16 protein-coding genes are annotated in these 19434 nt (G+C 60.7%); 9 read left to right on the forward strand and 7 right to left on the reverse strand.

The window, feature by feature from the left end; genetic code table 11:
* The first annotated feature begins 2 nt into the window (after positions 1–2).
* From AC1Q8Q_RS12755 to AC1Q8Q_RS12780, 6 genes are read left to right on the forward strand one after another with little or no spacing between them, the layout of a single operon-like run.
* Positions 3–704, forward strand: a complete 702-nt coding sequence (locus AC1Q8Q_RS12755) for an ABC transporter ATP-binding protein (RefSeq protein WP_168759119.1) — start codon at positions 3–5, stop codon at positions 702–704.
* Positions 688–1911 carry an ABC transporter permease gene (locus AC1Q8Q_RS12760; protein ID WP_492615086.1) on the forward strand — a complete coding sequence of 408 codons (1224 nt, stop codon included), beginning with the start codon at positions 688–690 and terminating at the stop codon, positions 1909–1911. The genes AC1Q8Q_RS12755 and AC1Q8Q_RS12760 overlap by 17 nt, the downstream gene beginning before the upstream one ends.
* On the forward strand, positions 1901–3445 hold the full coding sequence (locus AC1Q8Q_RS12765; protein WP_492615087.1) for an SUMF1/EgtB/PvdO family nonheme iron enzyme: 1545 nt from the start codon (positions 1901–1903) through the stop codon (positions 3443–3445). Before AC1Q8Q_RS12760 ends, AC1Q8Q_RS12765 begins: the two co-directional genes overlap by 11 nt.
* Before the next feature lie 34 nt (positions 3446–3479).
* Complete coding sequence (locus AC1Q8Q_RS12770) at positions 3480–4217, forward strand: hypothetical protein (RefSeq protein ID WP_020799394.1); 738 nt, start codon at positions 3480–3482, stop codon at positions 4215–4217.
* 4 nt (positions 4218–4221) lie between these two features.
* Positions 4222–4728 carry an ATP-binding cassette domain-containing protein gene (locus AC1Q8Q_RS12775; protein WP_168759120.1) on the forward strand — a complete coding sequence of 169 codons (507 nt, stop codon included), beginning with the start codon at positions 4222–4224 and terminating at the stop codon, positions 4726–4728.
* A 56-nt stretch (positions 4729–4784) separates the two neighbouring features.
* Positions 4785–6299 (forward strand): vWA domain-containing protein, encoded by a 1515-nt coding sequence (locus AC1Q8Q_RS12780; protein ID WP_168759121.1) that lies wholly within the window; start codon positions 4785–4787, stop codon positions 6297–6299.
* Positions 6300–6339: 40 nt separating this feature from the next.
* On the opposite strand, the gene AC1Q8Q_RS12785 is transcribed toward AC1Q8Q_RS12780, so the two are convergent.
* Positions 6340–7260, reverse strand: a complete 921-nt coding sequence (locus tag AC1Q8Q_RS12785) for a LysR substrate-binding domain-containing protein (RefSeq protein ID WP_020799397.1) — start codon at positions 7258–7260, stop codon at positions 6340–6342.
* 157 nt (positions 7261–7417) lie between these two features.
* Between AC1Q8Q_RS12785 and AC1Q8Q_RS12790 the strand changes: the two genes are divergently transcribed.
* A complete protein-coding gene (locus tag AC1Q8Q_RS12790; RefSeq protein WP_042955649.1) occupies positions 7418–8812 on the forward strand; it encodes a NorM family multidrug efflux MATE transporter in 1395 nt (464 codons plus the stop codon).
* A gap of 44 nt (positions 8813–8856) precedes the next feature.
* Here the strand turns inward: AC1Q8Q_RS12790 and AC1Q8Q_RS12795 are convergent, their stop codons facing one another.
* Positions 8857–10530: a putative bifunctional diguanylate cyclase/phosphodiesterase gene (locus tag AC1Q8Q_RS12795; RefSeq protein ID WP_020799399.1), complete on the reverse strand. Its 1674-nt coding sequence runs from the start codon at positions 10528–10530 to the stop codon at positions 8857–8859.
* 254 nt (positions 10531–10784) lie between these two features.
* Between AC1Q8Q_RS12795 and rep the strand changes: the two genes are divergently transcribed.
* Together rep and AC1Q8Q_RS12805 are read left to right on the forward strand one after the other, a co-directional pair.
* Positions 10785–12794 carry a DNA helicase Rep gene (rep, locus tag AC1Q8Q_RS12800; RefSeq protein WP_020799400.1) on the forward strand — a complete coding sequence of 670 codons (2010 nt, stop codon included), beginning with the start codon at positions 10785–10787 and terminating at the stop codon, positions 12792–12794.
* Between the two features lie 57 nt (positions 12795–12851).
* A complete protein-coding gene (locus AC1Q8Q_RS12805; protein WP_020799401.1) occupies positions 12852–13424 on the forward strand; it encodes a xanthine phosphoribosyltransferase in 573 nt (190 codons plus the stop codon).
* A gap of 125 nt (positions 13425–13549) precedes the next feature.
* On the opposite strand, the gene AC1Q8Q_RS12810 is transcribed toward AC1Q8Q_RS12805, so the two are convergent.
* From AC1Q8Q_RS12810 to dadA, 5 genes are all read right to left on the reverse strand, one after another.
* Positions 13550–15475, reverse strand: coding sequence for an acetyl-CoA hydrolase/transferase C-terminal domain-containing protein (locus AC1Q8Q_RS12810; RefSeq protein WP_492615088.1), 1926 nt, complete (start codon positions 15473–15475; stop codon positions 13550–13552).
* Between the two features lie 177 nt (positions 15476–15652).
* Positions 15653–16069, reverse strand: coding sequence for a c-type cytochrome (locus tag AC1Q8Q_RS12815; RefSeq protein WP_020797888.1), 417 nt, complete (start codon positions 16067–16069; stop codon positions 15653–15655).
* A gap of 182 nt (positions 16070–16251) precedes the next feature.
* Positions 16252–16800 carry a cupin domain-containing protein gene (locus AC1Q8Q_RS12820; protein WP_020797889.1) on the reverse strand — a complete coding sequence of 183 codons (549 nt, stop codon included), beginning with the start codon at positions 16798–16800 and terminating at the stop codon, positions 16252–16254.
* A 127-nt stretch (positions 16801–16927) separates the two neighbouring features.
* Complete coding sequence (alr, locus tag AC1Q8Q_RS12825; RefSeq protein ID WP_151143739.1) at positions 16928–18001, reverse strand: alanine racemase; 1074 nt, start codon at positions 17999–18001, stop codon at positions 16928–16930.
* Positions 18002–18120: 119 nt separating this feature from the next.
* Positions 18121–19425, reverse strand: a complete 1305-nt coding sequence (gene dadA, locus AC1Q8Q_RS12830) for a D-amino acid dehydrogenase (RefSeq protein WP_033044263.1) — start codon at positions 19423–19425, stop codon at positions 18121–18123.
* Positions 19426–19434: the final 9 nt, after the last annotated feature.

The raw sequence follows: 19434 nt of genomic DNA on the forward strand, positions 1-19434 counted from the left end.
CGATGCTCGATATCAAGAACCTGCTGGTGCGCCGCGGTGAAGGCGCACAGGCTCATCATGTGCGACTGCCGCACTTGCAGGTCGGCGCCGGGGAAATCCTCGCCATCACCGGCGAGAGCGGGAGCGGCAAAAGTACATTGCTCGAAGCCATCGGCCTGTTGCTCGCGCCGGTGGAGCTCGAGCGCTTCCGGCTGGGCCCGACGCACGCCCAGGATATCGCCCAACTGCTGGCCACTGACGACCAGCCTGCTCTTGCAGCGGTGCGTTCACGGCATCTTGGATTCATTTTGCAGAGCGGCGGCTTGCTGCCGTTCCTAAGCGTGCGCGACAACATCAGCTTGCCGCGCCGTTTGCTCGGGATGCCGGTGAAGAGCGATCACATCGACCATGCCGTTGACGTGTTGCGCCTGCAAGGGTTGCTGGATAAACAACCTCAAGCCTTGTCGATTGGCGAACGCCAGCGCGTTGCCTGCGTTCGGGCGATTGCCCATGAACCGCTGCTGCTGTTGGCCGACGAGCCGACCGCCGCGCTCGACCCTCACAGTGCCCGGCGTCTGTTCGAGTTGCTCCTGAGCCTGGTGTCGAGCATGGGCCTGAGTGCGCTCGTTGTGTCCCATGACTGGGCTTTGTTGAAGGATTTCGGCTTGCCGCGTCTCGGCGCTATCAGCCATCAGGGGGAGACTCTGTTTGAACCGATGGACTGATCGCTTGCGCCTGCTGGGCTCACTGGCACTGCAAGACCTCTGGCACGACCGCAAGGTCTCACTGTGTATCGCCGCCTCTCTGGTGGCGGTGATCGCGCCGTTGTTGTTGCTGTTCGGGCTCAAACACGGGGTGGTCAGCCAGCTGCAGGACGAGCTGCTGCGCGACCCGCGCAACCTTGAAGTGAAGATGCTCAGTAACGGTAACTACGACGCAGCCTGGATCGAGCGTTTGCGCCTGCGCCCCGAGACCGGTTTTGCCCTCGGCCAGACCCGCTCGCTCAATACCCAGGCGGACCTGCTGATCGGCATGCAACGCTTTGTCGAAGGCGCGGAAATCATCGCCACCGAGCCCGGCGACCCACAGCTGAATCTGGCATCCCTCAACCCCGTCGGCAATCAGGTGATCCTCAGCGCCAGTGCAGCGCAGCGCTTGCAGGCCAAGGCCGGCGACAGCGTGCAGCTGCGGGCCTTGCGCCGCCTGGAAGGTGTCAATGAACGCGGCGAGATGACGCTGACGGTACTGGCCGTGCTCGACGGTGCCCGCTTCGGTCGCGCTGCCGGGTTTGTCGCCCCGCCGCTATTGCTGGATCTGGAGCGTTTTCGCGACGGTTATCAGGTCAGTGAATTTGGCGTTACCACCGGCAAGCCTCAGGATAATCTACAACCGCTGTATGCCCGCGCCCGCGTGTATGCGCGCGACATCGATCAGGTCGCGCCGCTGGAACGCTGGCTCAACGAACAACACATCGAAACGTCGAGCCGACTGGCCGACATCGACAACGTCAAAGCCATCAACCATGTGCTGGGGTTGATCTTCGGTGTGATCGCCATGGCGGCGCTGATCGGCTGCGTGGCGTCCATGGTTGGCGCGTTCCTGGCCAACATCGATCGCAAACGCAAAAGCCTGGCGGTCCTGCGCCTGCTGGGTTTCAAGCGCAGGTCCGTCGGCGGTTTCGTGGTCCTGCAAGCGCTGGTGCTGGGTCTGGCTGGCTACGTGGGCGGGCTGGGATGTTATGCGGTGGGCAGTCATTTGTTCGACTACCTGCTCGGCAGCAGCCAAGCCACCGGCACCTTCGTTTGCCACATCACTGTCTGGCATGGCGTCGCCGCCCTGCTCCTGACCTTCCTGGTCGCTGCCTTGGTGGCCATGATCGGCGCCCTGAGAGCCATCAACATCCAACCTGCGGAGAGTCTGCGTGAGCTATAAACGTTTTGGCTTGCTGTTACCCCTGAGCCTCGGCTACTTGCTCGACGCCTCGGCGGCGGGCTGGGAAGAGAAGTATTACAACCCGATGCCCGAGGCTGGCGACGTCGTGCTGCCGATGCCCTGCGAAGGCTCGATGGTGTTCCGCAAGGTGTTCATCCCGGTCGCCGGCCCGCTCGACGACTATCCGATCAACATCGGTCAGGACGGTGCGGAATACGGCTATGTCGAGCAGACCCGCCCGACCTTTATCGCCGGCAGTTTTACCGGCGCCAAGAGCGACAAGTCCCGCTACTACCTGATGGCCAAGTACGAGATGAGTCAGTTGCAATACGCCGCGCTGACCGAAGCAACCTGCCCCACCGCTGCCACCAAGATGCGCTTGCCGCAAACGGCGGTGAGCTGGGTGCAAGCCATCGAGGCCGCCGACAAGTACAACCTGTGGCTACGCAAAAACGCCGCTGGCAAGCTGCCCAAGGAAGACGGCGCCCAAGGGTTCCTGCGCCTGCCAACCGAGGTCGAATGGGAGTTCGCCGCGCGCGGCGGGCTGGAAGTCGGCGCTGCTGAATTCCGCGACACGCACTACCCGATGCCAGAAGGCATCAACGCCTACGAGTGGTTCGCCGGGGCGCAATCGTCCAACGGCAAAGTGCAATTGACCGGCCTGCAAAAGCCCAACCCGCTGGGCCTGCATGACATGCTCGGTAACGTCGACGAAATGATGTTCGAGCCGTTTCGCCTGAACAAGCTCGACCGCCAGCACGGCCAGGCCGGCGGCTACGTCGTCCGTGGCGGAAACTACCTGACCGCGCAGGCCGACCTGCATACTGCATTACGTAAGGAAGAACCGTATTACAATGCCGAGGGCCAGGTGAAAAACAAGACCACCGGCCTGCGACTGGTGTTGGTCTCCCCGACCCTCACCTCTCGCGAACGGGTCGCCAGCATCGAAAGCAGCTGGAAGAAACTCGGCACCGGAAGCAACGAAGCCGAATCCGCCGACAAAGGCACCGTGCAATCGCTGAACAGCCTCGCCTCGGGCGTCGAAGACAAAGCGCTCAAGGAAAAGCTCCAGGCCCTGGAGAACCAGCTGCGCGCTAGCAACCAGCAGCAGGAAGAAACCCGCGACCAGGCGATCCGCGCCAGCCTCAACCTGGGTGCGTTCCTGTGCACCAAGATGCTCGACGACGGCCAGTACGTGGACTTCCTGCAAAAGAACTACAAGCTCAACTGCGAAGGCGCGGACAAAGACACCAGTTGCGACATGCGTAAAAGCAAGCTCGAGGAGCAAAAGGATCGCCTGCACAAACTCAGCCGTTACTACGCCAGCAGCCTGGTGGAATCGGCTACCTTGTACGGCCAGCCACTGCTTGAAACGCAAGTCCCGGTGATGGAAGAAATCATCACCCGCAACAAGCAGTTGCAAGACCTGAAACCTTACTTGCGCACGCACTGGGCCAATCAGAAAGCGTTCCTGCAAAAGCAGAAAATCGACACTGCAGCCTGGTTGAACAGCTGCAAAACCGTCACTCAATAACAATGCGTCAACACCGTTACGTAGGAGTTTCACCATGTCGCGCAGCCTTTGGACTCGCTTCAAACTACAGATCGCTTTCGTAGTCGCCAGCAGCCTGCTAATGACCGGTTGCGCCAACACCGGCAGCTCCATGCTCGGCGAAGGTGAAGGCGACGGTACCGACCCGCGCCTGACCCAGGGCAATGACGCAGAGTTCTTCAGCAAGTCCGGATACCAGGCCTGCGCCGTCGGCGCCGGTGTCGGCATCCTCGCTTGCGCGCTGTCCAACAGCAGCAACAAAACCGTGTGCGTCATCGCTGCCGGTATTACCGCGTGTGGCGTGGCCATGGGTGCGAACTATTACCTGGATCAACGTCGCGCTGAATACGCCGACACCACCACCCGCTTGGCGAAGATGAACAGCGACGTCGAACAAGACACGCAGAAAGTGATCGCCCGGACTGAGACCGCTCAGCAAGTGATCAATGATGACCGTGCGCAAATTGCCCAGATCAAAAAGGACATCGCCAACAAGAAAGTCGACAAGAGCAGAGCCCAGGCGCAAATCGCCGGGATCGATTCGGACATCGCGCGCCTGCGCAAAGACCTTGCCAACATGCGGACCAAAGTCACCGAGTACCGCAAGGTGGCAGACGCCGAGCGTTCGCAAGGCAGCAGCGCCGAGATCAGGCAAGTGGAGATGAACATTCAGAGAATGAACCAGAAAGTCGTCAGCCTCCAGAAGGAAGTCGACGCGCTGTACAGCCAACGCTCCGCAATCACCCTGGGCTAAACACATGACACCAAGACAACTGATGGTCATCACTGCCGTCCTGGCCCTGAGCGGTTGCGCGACCCAGCCCGGCGAATGCGATGCGACCAATCGCGACAGCAGCATGCTGACCAAGATGAACTGCGACTATTCCGGTGGTTACAGCGATCAGGTCAAGCAGAAGGAAGAGGCCCTGAGCGAATCCCGAAAGCAAAACGCAATGTTCCGTCAGGTGTACGAGAACATTCAGGCCCAGCAGCTCAGCACCAAGGCCGACCTGGCCAGCCAGCAGAAATCCCAGGCGGCGCTGAATCAGTCGCTGTCGAAACTGCTGACCTCGCTCAAGGCCCGGCGCGGCAATGAAGCCCAAGTGCAGAAGCAGATTGCCGACCTCGAGAAGCAACTCAAGGCTACGCAAGTGGCGCCAACGGCCAAAGCATCGCCAGCGGCACTGGCGGCCAGGCAGCAAGAACTGAAAACGTTGCAGAAAAAGGTCAACCAGCTGCAATTCAGCCTCGGCTACGAAGAGTAACTTTTCACCCCGCAAGCATCCCGAGGGATGCCTGCACTTTTTCAGGAATCGTCGTCATGCAGCGGGTCATCAGGGATGCGCAAGCCACATCGGAGGGGATGAGTGCGCTGCAAGCCAAAGTCGCCCTCATCCAGAAACACTTTCCGCCGACCGTCGCCAGTCTGTTTGCCATCCCGCGGATGGGCAGCGGCGACGTGCTGGAATGGTGGACTGAACTGGGTGGCCAACCCACGCCTTATGCCGATCTCAACGAGGACGCGCAACGACGTTTGCTGGAAACCTATGAGGTGCGCCAAACGTCCCTCGCACAGCTGGCGGATGAACTGCAAAAACGCGGTCAACCGACGGAAGCGCAAGACCTGCGCAGCCTGCTCGGCACGCCTGAGCTGGACAAACTCTACAGCCTCAACGGTGAGCCTTTGGTGGTGCGCTGGAACCAGCGTCCGCCCAAACCGATTGTGCCGCCAGTGATTCCGGTGGCACCGATCGTACCGCCGTCGCGGCGTGGCTGGTGGATCGCGGCGGCCTTACTCGCGCTGCTGTTGCTGCTTCTGGCGCTCTGGCTCTGGTGGTTCCTGCACCGTGAGCCGGTGGTCGTGGTTCCGCCTGTAGCGCCTGTGGCGCCGGTGGTTACGCCGGCTGAGAAACCGCTTGAGAAACCGGTTGAACCCGCCCCCGCGCCTGTGGTGGAACCGGAACCGAAACCTGTTCCGGCACCAGAACCCACGCCAGAACCGGTGCCGGAACCCAAGCCGGTCCCACCACCAAAACCGGCACCGGCACCGGCACCGGCACCCGTACCGGAACCCAAGCCGGCCCCGCCACCCAAACCGGTTCCACCACCAAAACCGGTAGTGGCTGCCCCGCCACCAGCCCCGCCCCCAGCTCCGACGCTGGACAACTTCGCATGCCGCAAAACAGCACCGAAGTCAGAGGTCCCGCAGTTCGTGGTGGTGCTCGACACCTCGGGTTCGATGGATTTGAACATCAAGGCAGTGAGAGCCGACGAGGACTGGTTCTACGGTCCTGACATCAACAAGCTGCTGGACCCGAACCGCACCATGCGGCTTACCGCCAAGCCCAGCCGCATGGACGTCGCCAAGGAGTCGCTGGCCGGCATGATCAACGGGCTGGACCCGAAGATTGATACACGCCTGATCACCTTTGCCGGCTGCGAAAGAACGCCGGACCGGGGTTTGTTCAAGTTCGGCGACCGCCCGCGGTTGATCAACGGGATTCGAGGCCTGGTTCCCGACGAAGGCACACCGCTGGCCGACAGCCTGGCCCACGCGGCGAGCACGGTCGACGGACGCAATAACGATGCCGTGATCGTGATGTTCGTCGACGGCGAAGACGGTTGCGGACAGGATGTTTGCGCGGTATCCCGTCGAATCGCCAGGGAGCAACCACGCCTGCGAGTCAACGTGGTGAAAATCGGTGCGGGCGGCCCGTCACGCTGTATCGCTGAAAATACCGGAGGTCGGATTTACAACAGCACCAACGCAGCTGAGTTGGGTAACCTGTTGAAACAGGCGAGCAAGGAAGTATCCAGCAATGCCAAGTGTGATTAGCTTGGCGACGGATCCGCCATTGAGGCTTGCCGGCGATGATTCAGCTCAAGTGCTCGACCGCCGGTAACTCCATGGCCCGAACCTCGCCCAACAAAAAAACGCTGAGGCGGCGTAAACGCTCACCTCCGGGGCGGGTTTTCGGCCAGACCAGGTAATAATTCTCACCGCTGGCGACCGCCGTCGGCCACGGCAAACTCAGGCGACCCTGCGCAACATCTTCAGCCACCATCAACAAATCGCCCATGGACACGCCATAGCCTCGGGCGGCGGCGATCATCCCCAACTCCAGCGTGTCGAACACCTGGCCGCCCTTGAGTGAGACCTGGTCAGTCAGGCCCATGCGCTCCAGCCAGCTGCGCCAGTCGCGACGGTCGGGTGTTGGGTGAAGCAGTTCGGTGCTGGCCAGCCGTGCGACGTCCCACGGCTGATCGTTCAGAAGATTGGGCGCGCCCACCGGAATCAGTTCCTCTGGAAATAACAAAGTAGCCTCCCAGTCCGGCGGGAAATGCCCGTTGCTGAGGATCACGGCGCAATCGAACGGTTCCTGATTGAAGTCCACCGAGTCGATGTCCATCCACGCGCTGGTCAGCTGTACTTCATTGCCCGGTTGAAGGTGCCGAAAACGGCTGAGCCGCGCCAGCAACCAGCGCATGGTCAAGGTCGACGGGGCTTTCATACGCAGGATGTCGTCTTCGGCGCGCAAGGTATTGCAGGCGCGCTCCAGGGCAGAGAAACCGTCGCGAATGCCCGGCAGGATCAACCGCGCCGACTCAGTGAGTTGCAGGTTTCGCCCGCTGCGGTGAAACAACCGACAGGCAAAATGCTCTTCGAGCGTACGAATATGCCGACTGACCGCGCTTTGGGTAATCGACAGCTCTTCCGCAGCCCGGGTAAACGATGTGTGACGCGCCGCTGCTTCAAATGCGCGCAGAGCATATAAAGGAGGAAGACGACGCGACATCAGGAAAGCTCCTACAGCGGTTTTGAATACCCTAGCAGAAAATCTCCAGCATGAGTTTGAATCATGCTACCCATCCTTTTTATCCCTTTGTGCAATCCCCGTAGAGCGCCGAGAATCGACGCTTTCCTGTCTCCTTTGATAATCGAGCGTGATGACCATGCAGCATCCAGCGCGTATTGAACTCTGGGCCATCCTGCGGCTGGCGGGGCCGCTGATCGCCTCGCAGTTGGCGCACATGTTGATGGTCCTCACCGACACCTTGATGATGGCGCGACTGAGCCCCGAGGCCCTGGCGGGCGGCGGGCTCGGTGCGGCGACTTACTCGTTCGTGTCGATTTTCTGCATCGGCGTGATCGCGGCGGTCGGCACCCTGGTGGCGATCCGCCAGGGTGCGGGCGACATCCTCGGCGCGACCCGGTTGACCCAGGCCGGGTTATGGCTGGCCTGGCTGATGGCGCTGGTGGCGGGCTTGCTGCTGTGGAACCTCAAGCCGGTACTGTTGCTGTTCGGCCAGACCGAAAGCAACGTCCAGTCGGCCGGTCAATTCCTGATCTTCCTGCCGTTCGCCCTGCCCGGCTACCTGAGCTTCATGGCCCTGCGTGGCTTCACCAGCGCGATCGGCCGGGCAACGCCGGTCATGGTCATCAGCCTGGGGGGCACCGTCGCCAACTTCCTGCTGAACTACGCGTTGATCACCGGGATGTTCGGTTTGCCGAAACTGGGGCTGATGGGCATTGGCCTGGTCACGGCAATTGTCGCCAACCTGATGGCGCTGGCGCTGGCGTGGCACATTCGCCGGCACCCGGCCTACGACGCCTATCCCCTGCGCCGGGGTCTGTTGCGGCTCAACCGACAGTACCTGAAGGAGCTGTGGCGCCTGGGGCTGCCGATTGGGGGCACCTACGCCGTGGAGGTTGGGCTGTTTGCCTTCGCCGCTTTGTGCATGGGCACCATGGGCAGCACGCAGCTGGGGGCGCACCAGATCGCCCTGCAAATTGTCTCGGTGGCATTCATGGTGCCCGCGGGGATTTCCTACGCGATCACCATGCGCATCGGTCAGCACTACGGCGCCGGGCAGTTACTGGACGCACGGCTGGCCGGAAGGGTGGGCCTGGCTTTTGGCGCGGTGGCGATGCTGTGCTTTGCGATGGTCTTCTGGCTGTTGCCAAATCAGTTGGTCGGGCTGTTTCTCGATCACAACGACCCCGCGTTTCGCGATGTCATCAACCTGGCGGTGAGCCTGCTGGCAGTGGCGGCATGGTTCGAGCTGTTCGACGGCACGCAAACCATCGCCATGGGCTGTATTCGTGGGCTCAAGGACGCCAAGACCACCTTCCTGGTGGGCCTGGGCTGTTACTGGCTGATTGGCGCCCCGGCAGCCTGGTGGATGGCGTTCCACTTGAATTGGGGGCCAACGGGCGTCTGGTGGGGCTTGGCACTGGGACTGGCCTGTGCAGCGGTGGCCCTGACGCTGGCGTTTGAATGGAAGATGAAGCGGATGATTCGGCGGGAGCCGGTGCCAGGACATTTCGACGCCATCCAGGCCGAATGAAAACTCTGTAGGAGCTGGCTTGCCAGCTCCTACAGGTTTTGTGTTCAGACCACGATTTCCAGCGGCGCCTGCTGATTGCCGTCAAACATCAGGTACTCCACCAGCTCCGCCAACGGCAACGGCTTGCTGATCAGATACCCCTGCACCTGATCGCAATCGAACCCGCGCAACAGATCCAGTTGCTCCGGCGTCTCCACGCCCTCGGCAACCACTTCCAGATTGAGGTTGTGCGCCAGGTTGATCATCGCGTGCACCAGTTGACGGTTTTCTTCGCGCTGCTCCATGCCACCGACAAAGCTCTTGTCGATCTTCAACAACGTAATCGGCAGGCTGTTGAGGTGCACAAAGGATGAAAAGCCGGTACCGAAGTCATCGAGGGAGAAGCGCACGCCCAGGCGCCCAAGGGCGTCCATGGTCTGCTTGACCAGGTCGCTGCGGCGCATGACCGCGGTTTCGGTCAGTTCGAATTCCAGCCACTGCGCTTCGACTCCGCGCTCGCTGATCAGCCGGCTCAGGGTCGAGAGCAACTGGCTGTCCTGAAATTGCCGGAACGACAGGTTGATCGCCATGTGCAACGGCGGCAAACCTAGCTCAAGCAACGCCTGCATATCGCGCAATGCCCGGGAAATGACCCAGTAACCCAGCGGCACGATCAAACCGCTCTGCTCGGCCAGGGGCACGAACTCGCTCGGTGGCAGCAAGCCGCGCTCGGCATGACGCCAGCGCACCAAGGCTTCGAGGCCGACGATTTGCCCGTCTTCAAGGTTCATTCGCGGCTGGTAATGCAGTTCCAGCTCATCGCGGCGCAAGGCCCGGCGCAGCTCGGTCTCGAGGTCGGCGATACTGCGGGCATTGCGGTTGATGCGTTCGTTGAAAATATGAAATGTGCAGCCCTGGGTGCTTTTCGCTTGCTGCATGGCGATATGCGCGTGCCACATCAACGGGTCGGCGCCCGCCTGCGCCCGTGCATGGGCAATGCCCAGGCTGGAGCCGATCAGCAGGCTTTCGCCGTCGACCCAATAAGGCTCGGCCAACGCTTCGGTAATGCGCTCGGCCATCCATTCGGCGCGCTCAGGAGCGCGGCGGGTGTCGATCAGCAAGGCGAACTCATCGCTGCCCAATCGCGCCAGTTGATCGCCGGCCTCAAGCTGGCCTTTGAGCCGCGCGACCACTTGCAGGATCAGGCGGTCACCGGCCTGGTGGCCGAGGGCATCATTGGCATAACGAAAGTTGTCGAGGTCAAGATGGCCGAGGGCCAGGCCACGACCATCGTTTTCCGCCAGCCGCGCCGTCAAGAGGGTCTGGAAACCCTGGCGGTTGGCGATGCCGGTCAGCGGATCCTGCTCGGCCAGGCGTTGCAGGGTGTTTTCCAGTAAGCCGCGCTCACGCACATGGCGCAGGCAACGGCGCAACATGCCCGGGTCAAGATGGTCACGCACCAGCCAGTCGCTTACACCGTCGGGCGCGGTCACGGGTTCATGCTCGAGCAGCAACACCGTCGGCAGGCAGCAACGGCCCGGCGCCGGCTGGAGAGCCGGGATCGTCAACAACACCGCGCTGCGGTTGTCATCGAACAGACTGCTGACCGACTCCCAGCTCGGCGCACTGATGAGCACGGCCAAGCTCCCCATCGGAGCCAGACACTCGCGCAACAACGCTGCCCACGCTGGCTCTTCGGCCAATAGCAGCAAACGCAAGGGTTCGACAGGCGTAGACAAGCTAGCTCCCTAGACTCTGCAAAGATGTAGGCGACGGCATTATGCCGCGCCGATCCCTGATGACCAATGGACATCCGAGGCCTTTGTATCCGGAATTACGAACATTAGACGCGAATTCGTCGTGCATCCTGCGTGAAAGTAACAAAACCGGCAAATACAGATCGCGCTGTACGTCACAAGTCGGAGAGAGCAGCACAATTCTCTGAGCCTGTTAAAATGCCGGCCCATTTCGTGACTGACTCCTGAATTTACCTATGTCCCGACTCAATCCCCGGCAGCAAGAAGCCGTGAGCTATGTCGGCGGCCCTCTTTTGGTGCTCGCCGGTGCAGGCTCCGGCAAGACCAGCGTAATCACCCGAAAGATTGCCCACTTGGTCCAGAACTGCGGCATCCGCGCCCAGTACATCGTCGCCATGACATTCACCAACAAAGCCGCGCGCGAGATGAAGGAGCGGGTCGGCACCCTGCTGCGCGCCGGTGAAGGCCGCGGCCTGACGGTCTGCACGTTCCACAACCTGGGCCTGAACATCATCCGCAAGGAACACGCGCGGTTGGGCTACAAGCCCGGTTTCTCGATTTTCGACGAGACCGATGTCAAGTCCCTGATGACCGACATCATGCAAAAGGAATACTCGGGCGACGACGGCGTCGACGAGATCAAGAACATGATCGGCGCCTGGAAAAACGACCTGATCCTGCCGGCCCAGGCCCTGGAGAACGCGCGCAATCCCAAGGAACAGACCGCCGCCATTGTCTACACCCACTACCAGCGTACGCTCAAGGCGTTTAACGCGGTGGACTTCGACGACCTGATCCTGCTGCCGGTAAAGCTGTTCGAAGAGCACGCCGACATCCTGGAAAAGTGGCAGAACAAGGTGCGTTACCTGTTGGTGGACGAATACCAGGACACCAACGCCAGCCAGTACCTGCTGGTGAAAATGCTGATCGGCAAGCGCAATCAGTTCACCGTGGTAGGTGACGACGACCAGTCGATCTACGCCTGGCGCGGCGCCCGCCCGGAAAACCTGATGCTGCTCAAGGAAGACTACCCTTCCCTGAAAGTGGTGATGCTGGAGCAGAACTACCGCTCCACCAGCCGCATCCTGCGCTGCGCAAACGTACTGATTTCGAATAACCCCCACGAATTCGAAAAGCAGCTGTGGAGTGAAATGGGTCACGGTGACGAGATCCGCGTGATCCGCTGCCGCAACGAAGACGCCGAAGCCGAGCGCGTGGCCGTGGAAATCCTCAGCCTGCACTTGCGCACCGACCGGCCTTACAGCGATTTCGCGATCCTGTACCGGGGTAACTATCAGGCCAAGTTGATCGAACTGAAGTTGCAGCATCACCAGGTTCCCTATCGCTTGTCCGGCGGCAACAGCTTCTTCGGGCGCCAGGAAGTGAAAGACCTGATGGCCTACTTCCGCCTGATCGTGAACCCGGACGACGACAATGCCTTCCTGCGCGTGATCAACGTGCCGCGCCGCGAGATCGGCTCGACTACGTTGGAGAAACTGGGCAACTACGCCACCGAGCGAAAAATCTCGATGTATGCCGCCACCGACGAAATCGGCCTGGGCGAGCATCTGGACAGCCGCTTCACCGATCGTCTGTCGCGCTTCAAGCGCTTCATGGACAAGGTCCGCGAGCAATGCGCCGGCGAAGACCCGATCTCGGCCCTGCGCAGCATGGTCATGGACATCGACTACGAGAACTGGCTGCGCACCAACAGCTCCAGCGACAAGGCCGCCGACTACCGCATGGGCAACGTGTGGTTCCTCATCGAAGCGTTGAAAAACACGCTCGAGAAGGACGAAGAAGGCGAAATGACCGTCGAAGACGCGATTGGCAAGCTGGTGCTGCGCGATATGCTCGAGCGCCAGCAGGAGGAGGAAGACGGTGCCGAAGGCGTGCAGATGATGACCTTGCACGCCTCCAAGGGCCTGGAATTCCCCTACGTGTTCATCATGGGCATGGAAGAGGAAATCCTTCCGCACCGTTCCAGTATCGAAGCCGACACCATCGAGGAGGAGCGGCGCCTGGCCTACGTGGGCATTACCCGCGCGCGCCAGACCTTGGCCTTCACCTTTGCCGCCAAGCGCAAGCAATACGGCGAGATCATCGACTGCGCACCAAGCCGCTTCCTTGATGAACTGCCGCCGGACGACCTGGCCTGGGAAGGCAACGACGACACACCGACCGAAGTCAAAGCCGTGCGTGGCAATAGCGCATTGGCGGATATACGCGCGATGTTAAAGCGCTAGAATTGACCACATTTATTTAGACCTTCGGCGCAAAAGGCGCCAAACGAGGACAGCTTCATGGAAGCACTGCACAAGAAAATTCGCGAAGAAGGCATCGTGCTTTCCGATCAGGTCCTGAAAGTCGACGCCTTTCTGAACCACCAGATCGACCCGGCCCTGATGAAGCTGATCGGCGATGAGTTCGCCACGCTGTTCAAGGATTCGGGCATCACCAAGATCGTCACCATCGAAGCCTCGGGCATTGCGCCGGCAATCATGACCGGCCTGAACCTCGGTGTGCCGGTAATTTTTGCGCGCAAGCATCAGTCCCTGACCCTGACTGAAAACCTGCTGTCGGCGACCGTCTACTCGTTCACCAAGCAGACCGAAAGCACCGTGGCGATTTCTCCGCGCCACCTGACCAGCAGCGACCGCGTGCTGATCATCGATGACTTCCTGGCCAACGGTAAGGCGTCCCAGGCGCTGATCTCGATCATCAAGCAAGCCGGTGCCACCGTGGCCGGCTTGGGGATCGTGATCGAGAAATCGTTCCAGGGCGGTCGTGCGGAGCTGGATGCCCAGGGTTATCGCGTTGAGTCGCTGGCGCGCGTGCAGTCGCTGGCTGGCGGCGTCGTGACCTTCATCGAGTAAAGCCGCCCACCGCATTGATCGTTCCCACGCTCTGCGTGGGAATGCAGCCCGGGACGCTCTGCGTCCCATCCAGAGTCGAACGCAGAGCGTCCGAAGAGGCATTCCTTTGCTGCGCGTGGGAACGATCAGATCGGTGTAGTGGCCTTGAGGCCCGTGAGCAGCAACCGCTGATACAAATCCTCCTTCATCCCCTCCGGATTGGCCAGCTGCATGCGTTCCAGATGTTCCGGGAATGCTGCCGCCTGCGGTGCATCGAGCGCAGCCTTGCCCAACGCCAGCACTTCGCTGAGTTTGAATTTGCTCTTGAGCCAGTTCAGCGCCCGCAACAGGTCACGCTCCACGTCGGTGAAATCGCAACCCAGCGGATACTCCGGAAACAACCGCGAATGACGCGCTTCAATCGCCTGCAAACGCTGTGGTGTGTTGTCGGTGAAACGCGGATCCAGATGGAAATCCTTCGGTAACTTGCCGACCTTCCGTGCCTGCTCGATCAAGCCCGGCTGAAAACGCGAGTCGCTGATGTTCAACAGGGCTTCGATCACCGCCGCATCCGTCTTGCCGCGCAGATCGGCAATGCCGTACTCGGTGACCACGATGTCCCGCAGGTGCCTGGGGATGGTGCAATGACCGTACTCCCAGACAATATTGGAACTGACGTCACCCGCCGACTCACGCCAACTACGCAGCAGCAACACCGAACGCGCACCTTCCAGCGCATGGCCCTGGACAACGAAGTTGTATTGTCCACCCACCCCGCTGACCACGCGCCCATCTTCAAGCTGATCCGCCACACCGGCGCCTAGCAGGGTTACGGTAAACGCGGTGTTGATAAATCGTGCATCGAGCCGCTGCAGGCGTTTGAGCTCTTCCTGCCCGTACAGTTCGTTGATGTAGCTGATGCGGGTCATGTTGAATTCGAGACGCTTGCTCTGCGGCAATTCGCGCAGCCGCTGATAGAAACTGCGTGGGCCGAGGAAGAAGCCGCCGTGCACCGAAATACCGTCGGTTTGCGCCGCTTCGTCGAGGGTGCCGGCATTGGCCTGCCGTTGGGTCGGCACGTCCGGGTAAACCTTGCGCCGCACGATCCCGGCGTCAGCCAGCACCAGAAGGCCGTTGACGAACATTTCGCTGCAACCGTACAAGCCTTTGGCGAATGGTTCGATGCCACCTTCGCGCTCAATCAGTTGCGCCCACGGATCGAGATTCAGGTCGCTCATTAAAGCCTTATAGGCATCGTTGTCAGCCTGACGCGCCAGCAACGCAGCGGTCAGCGCATCGCCCATGGAACCGATGCCGATCTGCAGGGTACCGCCATCACGCACCAGTGAGCTGGCGTGCAGGCCAATGAAATGATCCTGGAAACCCACCGGCATGTTCGGCGTGGAAAACAGCGTGGTGCTGTCTTTCTCGTCGATCAACAGGTCGAAGGTGTCGATGCCGACTTCAGCGTCACCGGGCATGTAGGGCAAATCGTCGTGCACCTGCCCGACCATCAGGATCGTCTCCCCTTCTGCACGGCGCCTGGCAATCATCGGCAGTAGGTCGAGGGTGATGTCCGGGTTGCAACTCAAGCTCAAGCGATCGGGATGTTCGGGATGACTGGCCACCAATTGAGCAATCAAGTTCAAACCGGCAGCGTTAATGTCCCGGGCGGCATGGCTGTAGTTGCTGCTGACGTAATCCTGTTGCGCCGTGGCACTGTTGAGCAGACTGCCGGGCTGCATGAAGAATTGCTGGATGTGAATGTTGCCCGGTAGATCATCGCGACGCAGGTCGGCGAGGAACTCCAGCTCCGGATAATCGCCGAAAACCCGTTCGATAAAGGGTTCAAGGAAGCGCTTTTGCAAGCCATCGCCCAAGGGCGGGAGTCCCAGGCACAACGCGGTGTAAATCGTCAGCCGTCGCTCAGGCAACTGAGCAATTCGTTGATACAGCGCGTTGACGAAGTGATTGGGCTTACCCAATCCTAAGGGCAAGCCCATGTGAATATGCGCCGGCAACCTCGCCAACACTTCATCGACCGCTTGCTCGATAGAACACAGCTGTACCATCCGATCCTCCCGTACATTCCATGAGTGAGGTTGGACCGAGCTTGCCGGGTCTTTGCTGCATTGACCAGCCCATTAAAAACAATCGACCCACACAGGAAACCCTGTAGGAGCGATTAACGAAATCGCAGGCACAAAAAAAGCCGCTCGAAAGCGGCTTTTCAGCAGGAAGACTCAGGCTTATTTCAGGCCGGACATCTTCTGGATGGCGCCTTTTAGCTCGGCGTCGGAGCAGTCGGCGCAGGTGCCTTTAGGTGGCATCGCGTTGATACCGGTAATGGCTTTGGCCAGGATGCCGTCGAGGCCGCCCTGGTGATCGGCACGCTCTTTCCAGGCGGCGGCATCACCGATTTTCGGTGCGCCCAACAAGCCTGAACCGTGGCAAGCGTTGCAATGTTTTGCAATCACCTCATCCGGGGTTTTTGCACCACCGCCGCCGCCAGCAGCAGCGGCGACTTCCATGCCCTTGCACTCTTTGCCCTGGACACAGACCTGGCCGACTGGCTCAAGGCGCTTGGCGATTTCGTCATTGGTCGCAGCTTGAGCGCTGGCAGCCCAGAGGGCCAATACGGTTGCTGGTACGGCCAGCATTTTCATAATTAGATTCACGCGTTCACCCTCAATGGTGGCTAGTCACGCCTACGGCCACGGTTCGCAGGCGGGCGCAAGTATAGCGGTAAGCCCGCGACACTGAAACAACCCCAAAGTCGAAGGGGTCTTGTTGCGCAACGGTCAAACGGCTCAAGTGCCTCTGCCGTGCTGGCAGGACGCCTCTTTCCTTAAAAGTTCGCGGGTGTTGCTGCGCTGATTAGTCGCGCCGGCGCATCGAATGGATTACGGAAACGATGCGGCTTGGTACTTTCAAAGTAGTAGCTATCGCCAGCTTCGAGCACAAAAGTTTCAAGCCCGACCACCAGTTCCAGTCGCCCTTCCAGCAAAATCCCGGTTTCCTCGCCCTCATGGGTGAGCATCTCCTCACCGGTATCGGCGCCTGGAGGGTAGATTTCATTGAGGAATGCGATAGCGCGGCTCGGGTGAGCCCGGCCGACCAGTTTCATGGTCACTGCACCATCGGAAATATCGATCAGCTCGTTGGCTTTGTAGACGATCTGAGTCGGTATTTCCTGCAGGATTTCTTCGGAAAAGAACTCGACCATGGACATGGGAATCCCGCCCAACACCTTCCTCAGCGAACTGATCGAGGGGCTGACGCTGTTCTTCTCGATCATCGAAATCGTGCTGTTGGTGACGCCCGCGCGTTTGGCGAGCTCACGCTGGGAAAGACCTTTGAGCTTGCGGATTGATTGCAGTCGTTCACCGACGTCCAAGCTTGCGCCTCCAAGGATTCAGGTTGTTGGAATATTGAGCGTTATCATGGCGACAGCGTTCAGTATTTACAACACCTTGACCTGAATCCTGTTCGGCGAGGCGACTTCCGGTCTGGGCGGCTTTGCCCTAGCTCCCGGAATAGAGCATTGGCACCCGGCGCAGGTTGCAGAAGATCTGGTACGGAATCGTGCCGGCGGCGATGGCCACGTCGCTGGCGAGGATGTTTTTGCCCCATAACTCGACGGTCGAGCCCAGGCCTGCTTGTGGAATGTCAGTCAGATCGACGCACAGCATGTCCATCGACACCCGGCCGATCAACTGGCTGCGTTGCCCGGCGACCAATACTGGCGTCCCGGTCGGCGCCAGCCGCGGATAGCCATCGGCATAACCCATGGCCACCACGCCAACGCGCATCGGCTTCTGGGTAATGAATTTGGCGCCGTAGCCGATCGGCTCTCCAGCAGGCAATTCACGGACGCTGATCACCTTCGATTCAAGGGTCATCACCGGTTGCAGGCGCGAGGCCACGGCGTTGGCTTCCTCGAACGGCGTGGCGCCGTACAGCATGATCCCCGGGCGAACCCAGTCGCTGGGAATCTGCGGCCAACCCAGCACCGCCGGGGAGTTTCGCAGGCTGACTTCGGCCGACAAGCCCTGACGCGCCGCTTCGAAGACCGCGACCTGCTCGGCACTGGCCTGGCAGTTCAATTCGTCAGCACGGGCGAAATGGCTCATCAGCACAATCTTCGCAACTTTGCCGCTGGCCAGCAGCCGTTGATAGGCTGCCTGATAGTCCTTCGGATGAAGGCCGACCCGATGCATGCCCGAGTCGAGCTTGAGCCAGACCGTGATCGGCTTGCTCAATGCAGCTTTCTCGATCGCTTCGAGTTGCCACAGCGAATGCACCACGCACCAGAAATCATGCTCGACGATCAGCGGCAGCTCATTGGCTTCGAAAAAACCTTCCAGCAGCAGGACGGGCGCACGAATGCCCGCCGCTCGCAACTCCAGGGCCTCTTCGATGCAGGCCACGGCAAACCCGTCCGCCTCGGCTTCCAGCGCCTGGGCGCAACGCACCGCGCCATGGCCGTAGGCATCGGCCTTGATCACCGCAAGAGCACGGGCACCCGTGACTTCACGGGCGATCTGGTAATTGTGACGCAGGGCTTGGAGGTCGATCAGGGCACGGGCAGGACGCATGGCGGCAGACTTCTGGTCGGTCGGTTAATAAAAAACCGGCGCTGCGGGCGGCGATAACCGCCAGTAGCACCGGGAGAGGGATCTCGCATTATCGCTTTCGCAGCGCGCCTAGCGTGGGCTCACTGGTGAGCCGGCGCTGGATTGACATGTTTTGCAGGCTCCTGACGGTTGCTGCCATACCGGGAGATATCCAGCCCTTCGGCACTGATCTGCGGCTTTTTCTTGGCCATCAGGTCGGCCAGCAAGCGGCCAGAGCCACACGCCATGGTCCAGCCGAGGGTGCCGTGACCGGTGTTCAGGAACAGGTTCTTGAACGGGGTAGCGCCGACAATCGGCGTGCCGTCCGGCGTGGTCGGACGCAGGCCGGTCCAGAAACTGGCCTCGGCCAGATTGCCGCCCTGAGGATAAAGGTCGTTGACGATCATCTCCAGGGTTTCGCGCCGACGCGGGTTCAGCGACAGGTCAAAACCGGCGATTTCCGCCATGCCGCCAACGCGGATACGGTTGTCGAAACGGGTGATCGCGACTTTGTAGGTCTCGTCGAGAATGGTCGAAGTCGGGGCCATCGCCGGGTTGGTGATCGGCACGGTCAGGGAGTAACCCTTGAGCGGATACACCGGCGCCTTGATGCCCAGCGGCTTGAGCAATTGCGGCGAGTAGCTGCCGAGCGCCAGCACGTAGCGGTCAGCGGTTTCCAGTTTGCCATCGATCCACACACCGTTGATGCGGTCACCGGCGAAGTCGAGGCTCTGGATGTCCTGGCCAAAGCGGAATTGCACGCCAAGGTTAGTGGCCATCTCTGCCAACTTGGTAGTGAACATCTGGCAGTCGCCAGTCTGGTCGTTCGGCAGGCGCAGGGCACCGGCGAGGATGTCGGTCACATTGGCCAGGGCCGGCTCGACGCGGGCAATGCCTTCGCGGTCAAGCAGTTCGAACGGCACGCCGGACTCTTTCAGCACGGCGATGTCTTTTGCAGCGCCATCGAGCTGAGCCTGGGTGCGGAACAATTGAGTAGTACCCAGGCTGCGGCCTTCGTAGGCAATACCGGTTTCGGCGCGCAGTTCGTCAAGGCAGTCACGGCTGTACTCGGACAGGCGGACCATGCGCTCCTTGTTCACCGCGTAGCGGCTGGCGGTGCAGTTGCGCAGCATCTGTGCCATCCACAGGTACTGATCGATGTCGGCAGTGGCCTTGATCGCCAGGGGCGCATGGCGCTGCAACAGCCATTTGATAGCCTTGAGCGGCACACCCGGCGCGGCCCACGGCGAGGCATAGCCCGGCGAGACCTGCCCGGCGTTGGCGAAACTGGTCTCCATGGCAGCAGCCGGCTGCCGGTCCACTACCACCACTTCAAACCCGGCGCGTGCCAGATAATAAGCACTGGTGGTACCGATGACGCCGCTACCCAAGACCATAACGCGCATTTTCATTTC

The sequence above is a fragment of the Pseudomonas sp. GW823-FHT06B06 genome (assembly GCF_058795195.1).

Excerpts from the sequence above, each read along its gene's own strand:
- AC1Q8Q_RS12755 (WP_168759119.1), top strand. The coding sequence starts at position 3 with ATGCTCGATATCAAGAACCTGCTGGTGCGCCGCGGTGAAGGCGCACAG.
- AC1Q8Q_RS12770 (WP_020799394.1), top strand. The coding sequence starts at position 3,480 with ATGTCGCGCAGCCTTTGGACTCGCTTCAAACTACAGATCGCTTTCGTA.
- AC1Q8Q_RS12775 (WP_168759120.1), top strand. The coding sequence starts at position 4,222 with ATGACACCAAGACAACTGATGGTCATCACTGCCGTCCTGGCCCTGAGC.
- AC1Q8Q_RS12780 (WP_168759121.1), top strand. The coding sequence starts at position 4,785 with ATGCAGCGGGTCATCAGGGATGCGCAAGCCACATCGGAGGGGATGAGT.
- AC1Q8Q_RS12785 (WP_020799397.1), bottom strand. The coding sequence starts at position 7,260 with ATGTCGCGTCGTCTTCCTCCTTTATATGCTCTGCGCGCATTTGAAGCA.
- AC1Q8Q_RS12790 (WP_042955649.1), top strand. The coding sequence starts at position 7,418 with ATGCAGCATCCAGCGCGTATTGAACTCTGGGCCATCCTGCGGCTGGCG.
- rep (WP_020799400.1), top strand. The coding sequence starts at position 10,785 with ATGTCCCGACTCAATCCCCGGCAGCAAGAAGCCGTGAGCTATGTCGGC.
- AC1Q8Q_RS12805 (WP_020799401.1), top strand. The coding sequence starts at position 12,852 with ATGGAAGCACTGCACAAGAAAATTCGCGAAGAAGGCATCGTGCTTTCC.
- AC1Q8Q_RS12810 (WP_492615088.1), bottom strand. The coding sequence starts at position 15,475 with ATGGTACAGCTGTGTTCTATCGAGCAAGCGGTCGATGAAGTGTTGGCG.
- AC1Q8Q_RS12815 (WP_020797888.1), bottom strand. The coding sequence starts at position 16,069 with ATGAAAATGCTGGCCGTACCAGCAACCGTATTGGCCCTCTGGGCTGCC.
- alr (WP_151143739.1), bottom strand. The coding sequence starts at position 18,001 with ATGCGTCCTGCCCGTGCCCTGATCGACCTCCAAGCCCTGCGTCACAAT.
- dadA (WP_033044263.1), bottom strand. The coding sequence starts at position 19,425 with ATGCGCGTTATGGTCTTGGGTAGCGGCGTCATCGGTACCACCAGTGCT.